Below are 6,689 nucleotides of genomic sequence, written 5' to 3' on the forward strand. Positions count from 1 at the left end.
GGCATCACGGAATGGTCGCATTCCTCTGCCAAGACCGCATCATGTCACAGGTCGATTTCCTGAACGCTGCCTTTCCCGACCCGGTCGATCCGCCGGAGGATTTCGATCCCGCCTCGCCTGCGCGCTTCTTCAATCGCGAGCTTTCGTGGATCGCCTTCAACTGGCGCGTCCTGGAAGAAGCCTCGAACCCGCGCGTGCCGCTTCTGGAGCGCGTGCGCTTCCTGTCGATCTCGGCGGCGAACCTGGACGAGTTCTACACCGTCCGCGTCGCCGGTCTGCGCGAACTCAAGCGCGCCGGCAACGTCACGCCCGCCGCGGACGGGCTGACGCCCGAGGAGCAGCTGAAGCTGATCAACGAGGATGCGCGAAAGCTGATGGCCGCCCAGCAGGAGACGCTGGGACGGCTGCGCCGCGAACTGGAAGCGGCGCAGATCTTCATCCTCGACCGCGGCGGCCTGACCGAGGCGGATCGCGTCTTTCTGGACGACTATTTCCTGTCGAATGTCTTCCCGGTGCTCTCGCCGCTGGCGATCGACCCGGCGCATCCCTTTCCCTTCATCCCGAACACGGGCTTCTGTCTGGCGCTGAAGCTTGGGCGCAACGCCGACGGGCTGAAACGCAGCGCGCTTCTGCCCGTGCCGCAGCAGATCGCGCGCTTCATCCCGCTGCCGACCGAGGGGGTCGCGCATCGCTTCCTGCCACTGGAAGAGCTGCTGCTGGACCAGTTGTCCGCGCTGTTTCCCGGCTACCGGGCCGTGACCCATACCGAGTTCCGCGTCCTGCGCGACTCCGACATGGAGGTCGAGGAAGAGGCCGAGGATCTGGTGCGCGAATTCGAGGTGGCGCTGAAGCGCCGCCGCCGCGGCGAGGTGGTGCGCCTGAAGCTGAGCGCCGGAGCCGCGCCGGAACTGCGCGCGCTGATCATGAACGAGCTGGAGGTCGGCGAGGACGAGATGATCGAGGTCGACGGCCTGCTGGGCATCGCCGATCTGGCCGAACTGGTCCTGGACGCCCGGCGCGACCTGCAATGGCCCAGCTTCACGCCCCGCGTCCCCGAACGCGTGCAGGACCACGACGGCGACATCTTCGCCGCGATCCGGCAAAAGGACATGCTGCTTCACCACCCCTACGAGACCTTCGACATGGTGGTGCGTTTCCTCGAACAGGCGGCCCGTGATCCGAACGTGCTGGCGATCAAGCAGACGCTTTACCGCACCTCGCGCGACAGCCCGATCGTCGCGGCGCTGTGCGAGGCGGCGGAAGCGGGCAAGTCGGTCACCGCCTTCGTCGAGCTGAAGGCCCGCTTCGACGAGGCCGCGAACATCCGCCAGTCCCGCCGGCTGGAACGCGCCGGCGCGCATGTGGTCTACGGCTTCATCCACTACAAGACGCACGCCAAGATCAGCGCCGTTGTCCGGCGCGAAGGCGAGCGACTGGTCACCTACACCCATTTCGGCACCGGCAACTACCACCCGATCACCGCGCGCATCTATACCGACCTGAGCCTCTTCACCTGCGACCCGGCGCTGGGGCGCGATGCGGTCCGGGTCTTCAATTACCTTTCCGGTTATGCCGAGCCCGAGCGCCTGGAGAACCTCGCGATCTCGCCCTTGACGCAGAAGGAACGGCTGCTGGAACTGATCGCGGCCGAGGCCGAGCATGCCCGCGCCGGCCGCCCGGCGGCGATCTGGGCAAAGATGAACGCGGTGATCGAGCCCGACGTGATCGACGCCCTCTACGCCGCCGGTCAGGCCGGGGTGAAGATCAGCCTTGTGATCCGCGGCATCTGCGGATTGCGGCCGGGCATTCGGGGCCTGTCGGAAAACATCCGCGTCAAATCCATCGTCGGGCGGTTTCTGGAACATTCGCGCATCGTCTGCTTCGGTGCCGGCCAGGGGGTGCCGTCGCCGCAGGCGCGGGTCTTCATATCGTCCGCCGACTGGATGGGGCGCAACCTGCTCAGGCGGGTCGAGACGCTGGTCGAGATCATGAACCCGACCGTGAAGCGCCAGATCGTCGAGCAGATCATGGCCGCGAACCTGCACGACGCGGCGCAAAGCTGGGTGCTTGACGGGAACGGAAATTATGCCCGCGCCGTCTCGGCGACCGCCGCGATGACGGATCGCCCGCCGTTCAACTGCCACCGCTTCTTCATGGAAAACCCATCGCTTTCCGGGCGCGGTTCGGCCGGGGCGCAGGACGTGCCGGAACTCGCCCACAGCCCCGACTGAGCGGCCCGCCGCCCGGCGACCGCCACGGGCTGGGCAGGCGCGCGGGCCACGCTATGATCGGGGGCATGGACACGCACGCGCCGCTTCTGCATCCGACGCCGTCCGGCCTTTACTGCCCGGCGGGCGACTTCCACATTGATCCCGTGCGCCCGGTCGCGCGTGCGCTGATCACCCACGGCCACGCCGACCACGCCCGCGCCGGCCACGGCGCGGTCCTCGCCACGCGCCAGACGCTCGACATCATGGCGATCCGCTACGGTGCGGGTTTCGCCGGCGCCACGCAGCCGGCCGAGGGCGACATCCGCCTCGGCGATGTCGCCGTCCGTTTCCACCCCGCCGGCCATGTGCTGGGTTCCGCCCAGATCGCGGTCGCGCGCGCCGGCCAGCGCGTCGTGGTCTCCGGCGACTACGCCCGCCATCCCAATCCCGCCTGCGCGCCGTTCGAGCCCGTCGCCTGCGACCTCTTCGTGACCGAGGCGACCTTCGGCCTGCCGGTCTTCCGCCACCCGCCGCCACAGGCCGAGGTGGCGAAACTCCTCGCCTCGATGGCGGCCTTTCCCGACCGGCCGCATCTGATCGGCGCCTACGCCCTGGGCAAGGCGCAACGGGTGATCGCGCTGTTGCGCCAGGCCGGCTACGACGCGCCCATCCTGATCCACGGTGCGTTGGCGAAGCTTTGCGCCTATCACGCCGACCAGGGGATCGACCTGGGCGAGTTGCGCCCCGCCACGGTCGAACGCGGCCGCGCGCCGGAGGGCCAGGTGGTGATCGCGCCGCCCTCGGCCTTCGCGGCGACCTGGGTGCAGCGGTTTCGCGACCCGGTCATCGCGCAGGCGTCGGGCTGGATGACGGTGCGGGCGCGGGCGCGCCAGCGCGGGGTCGAACTGCCGCTGGTCATCTCGGACCATGCCGACTGGCCGGAACTGACGCAGACGATCCGCGACACCGGCGCCGCCGAGGTCTGGGTCACCCACGGCCGCGAGGAGGCACTGGTGCGCTGGTGCGACCTGTCAGGCATCGCCGCCCGCCCGCTGCGCCTGGTCGGCTACGAGGACGAACCCGAATGACCCGCGCGCCATGACCCCCTTCGCCGCCCTGCTGGAGCGCCTCGCCTTCACGCCGTCGCGCAACGCCAAGCTGCGCCTGATCGCCGACTACCTGGACCGCACGCCCGACCCCGACCGCGGCTGGGCATTGGCCGCGCTGACCGGCGATCTGAAACTGCGGATGCTGACCCCCTCGCTCCTGCGCGGCATGGTCGAGGAACGCGTGGATGCCGAGCTTTTCCGGCTTTCGTACGATTTCGTCGGCGATCTGGCCGAAACCATCGCGCTGATCTGGCCGGGCCCCCGGGAAAGCGACGCGCTGCGCCTGTCCGAGGTGATCGAGACGCTGGCGAAAACCGGCACATCCGATCTGCCTGGGCTCATTGCCGGCTGGCTCGACCGCCTCGGCCCGTCGGAGCGTTATGCGCTCCTCAAGCTCGGGACGGGGGCGCTGCGCGTCGGCGTTTCGGCGCGCCTTGCGCAAACCGCGCTGGCCCAACGCCATGACATCGAGGCCGACGCCATCGGCGAGGTCTGGCACGGGCTTGCGCCGCCCTATGTCGACCTCTTCGCCTGGCTGCAGGGCGGCCCGAAGCCGCAGTCGCGGATGGCGGCGCCCTTCCGCCCGGTGATGCTGGCCACGCCGACCGATGCCGACGCGCTGGCGCCGCTCGATCCCGCGGACTTCCTGGCCGAATGGAAATGGGACGGGGTGCGCGTGCAGGCCGTGGCCGAAGGCGGCACGCGCCGCCTCTATACCCGGCGGGGCGAGGATATCTCGGCCGCTTTTCCCGATCTGGTGGCCGCGCTGGAATTCGAGGGCGTGATCGATGGCGAGTTGCTGGTGCGTCGCGACACCGCCGTCGCCCCTTTCGGAGAGTTGCAGAAGCGGCTCAATCGCAAGTCGGTCGGCCGCGCGCTTCTGGCCAGCCACCCGGCGATGCTGCGCGCCTATGATCTGCTGGTCTGGGGGGGCGCCGATCTGCGCCCCGAGCCGCTGCACACCCGGCGCGCGCGCCTGCAGGAGGCGGTGACCCGATTGCCGGCCGAGCGCGTGGACCTCTCGCCCGAGGTGGATTTCCACGACTGGGCCGCGCTCGATCTGCTGCGCGCCGCGCCGCCCGATCCGGTGATCGAGGGGGTGATGCTGAAGCGTCGGGAAAGCCCCTATCGCGCCGGCCGCCCGAAAGGCCCCTGGTTCAAGTGGAAGCGCGAGCCGATGGTCGTCGACGCGGTCCTGCTTTATGCGCAGCGCGGCCACGGCAAGCGGTCGGGCTATCATTCGGACTTCACCTTCGGGGTCTGGGACCAGGATCAGCTTGTGCCGGTCGGCAAGGCCTACTTCGGCTTCACCGATGCCGAACTGCGCGAGCTTGACCGCTTCGTGCGCGCCAACACCACCGACCGTTTCGGCCCGGTCCGGCAGGTCGCGCCGACGCTCGTGCTGGAGGTCGCGTTCGAAGGCCTCAACCTGTCGACCCGGCACAAGGCGGGACTGGCGATGCGCTTTCCGCGCATTCGCCGCATCCGCTGGGACAAGCCGGCCAGCGAGGCCGATACGCTCGACGCGTTGCGGGGGCTGCTTGCGGTGTCGTGACCGGAACTTCGTCGCTCGGCTTCGGGGCGGGGCCGGGGCACTAGCGGTGCCGGAAACGGCTTGACGGACCGCGCGGGTCGCGTTGGGGTATGCAGGATGCGTCTGCCGCGGGCGCCCCAACCGCAAGGTCGCTGCTGTCTGCCCGACCTGCGGCGGAAACGGACCTGCGAAACGGGCCTGAACGCCAAGCCAACAGGTAGGAAACCATGTGCAAGAACTGTGACTACACGATCCACGGCGCCCAGTACCATTTCGGCTGGGACAACGCGCTGGAACCCGCGCAGCGGGTGGACCCCGGCGCGACGATCCTCTTTCACTGCCAGGACAGTTCGGCTGGGCAACTGGGGCCGGAGTCGACAGTCGCGGATGTCGTCGCGCTGGATTTCGGCAAGATCAACCCGGTGTCGGGCCCGATATATGTCGAGGGGGCGCAGCCCGGCGACGCGCTGAAGATCACCATCGACAGCTTCAAGCCGCAGCGGCGCAACGGCGCCGGTTTCGGCTGGACGGCGAACATCCCGGGCTTCGGGCTTCTGGCCGACCAGTTCACCGAGGCCGCGCTGCAGGTCTGGAAATACGACCCCGACAGCATGGCGCCCGCGCTTTACGGTCGGGACGGCCGCGTGCCGCTGAAACCCTTTGCCGGCACCATCGGCAACGCCCCGGCCGAACCCGGCCTGCATTCGATCGTGCCGCCGCGGCGGGTGGGCGGCAACATGGACATCCGCGACCTGGCCGCGGGCACGACTCTCTATTTGCCGGTCGAGGTGGCGGGCGCGCTGTTCAGCGTCGGCGACACCCATGCCGCGCAGGGCGACGGCGAGGTCTGCGGCACCGCCATCGAGAGCCCGATGGACGTGGTGCTGACCCTCGATCTGGTGAAGGACGCCAAGCTAAAGTTCCCGCGCTTCACCACGCCCGGCCCGGTCACGACGCATCTGGATGCGAAAGGCTACGAGGTGACCACCGGCATCGGCCCCGACCTGATGTCGGCGGCGCGCGATGCGGTCTCGGGGATGATCGACCATCTCTGCGCGGTGCGGCAGATGAACGCGGTGGATGCCTACATGCTGGTCTCGACCTGCGGCGACCTGCGAATCTCGGAAATCGTCGATCAGCCCAACTGGGTCGTGTCCTTCTACTTCCCGCGCTGCGTTTTCGAGTGAGCGCGCGACGGCGAACGCCAAGCGCCCGGTTCGCAGGCATTTGCGGAGAGAGATGCGAGCTGCGCGGGGGCGTGCGCGCGCGCACAATTGGCTTCTGACGCGAAAGAATCGTCGGTGGCTTGCATGAAATGCGCTCGATGTGAAAAATAGGAACGGAAAATCGCGTCAGATGAAAAGAATCGACGCTTTTTGCCCCCAGACTTTTGCACGTTTTTCGGGTCGTTTTGCGGTTGGGACGACCCGGCATACCATATCTGGTGGGTCAGAAGGGGTTTTGGTGTCCTTTTCCCGTGCGTGCCCGCCAAAGGGCGGCGTCCTGCCGGGCCTTTCGGCAAAGCCCGTCAGCGGTATCGCGGCCGTGTCCCGATCCTGAGCGGGCCCGCTTTTTCGGGGGTCGCGGCAGAAGTTTCATTGTGGTTAACGGCGGCACTTTTTCCTTTTCAGAACATGGGCTTGTCAAAACGTCCAAATTTGGACACCCCGGATTTCAGGGCCTGCGCAGGAGCGCGACGTCCTTCTGCGGCACCTCGCAGGTCCAGCCCCAGTCCCGTGCGACATGGTGCAAGGTCGCCTCGCGGTAGAACACGACATGCGTCGGGTCCTTGCGGTAGTGCCAGTCCCGGAAGCGGGCATCGTCGGTCTGAAAGCA

The 6,689-nt window shown here is 68.1% G+C and carries 4 protein-coding genes; all 4 read left to right on the plus strand.

Annotated elements, in window-relative coordinates; all coding sequences use genetic code 11:
- Window positions 1-41: 41 nt before the first annotated feature.
- Window positions 42-2,231, plus strand: coding sequence for an RNA degradosome polyphosphate kinase (locus IM708_RS03935; protein ID WP_209425005.1), 2,190 nt, complete (start codon window positions 42-44; stop codon window positions 2,229-2,231).
- Between the two features lie 65 nt (window positions 2,232-2,296).
- Window positions 2,297-3,298 (plus strand): ligase-associated DNA damage response exonuclease, encoded by a 1,002-nt coding sequence (locus IM708_RS03940; protein ID WP_209425006.1) that lies wholly within the window; start codon window positions 2,297-2,299, stop codon window positions 3,296-3,298.
- 10 nt (window positions 3,299-3,308) lie between these two features.
- Window positions 3,309-4,874, plus strand: a complete 1,566-nt coding sequence (locus IM708_RS03945) for a cisplatin damage response ATP-dependent DNA ligase (protein ID WP_209425007.1) — start codon at window positions 3,309-3,311, stop codon at window positions 4,872-4,874.
- Window positions 4,875-5,080: 206 nt separating this feature from the next.
- Entirely contained in the window at window positions 5,081-6,040 is a 960-nt protein-coding gene (locus IM708_RS03950; RefSeq protein WP_209425008.1) for an acetamidase/formamidase family protein, read from the plus strand.
- Window positions 6,041-6,689 lie beyond the last annotated feature (649 nt).

It is taken from the genome of Pararhodobacter sp. SW119 (assembly GCF_017811755.1).
Classification (GTDB): Bacteria; Pseudomonadota; Alphaproteobacteria; order Rhodobacterales; family Rhodobacteraceae; genus Pararhodobacter.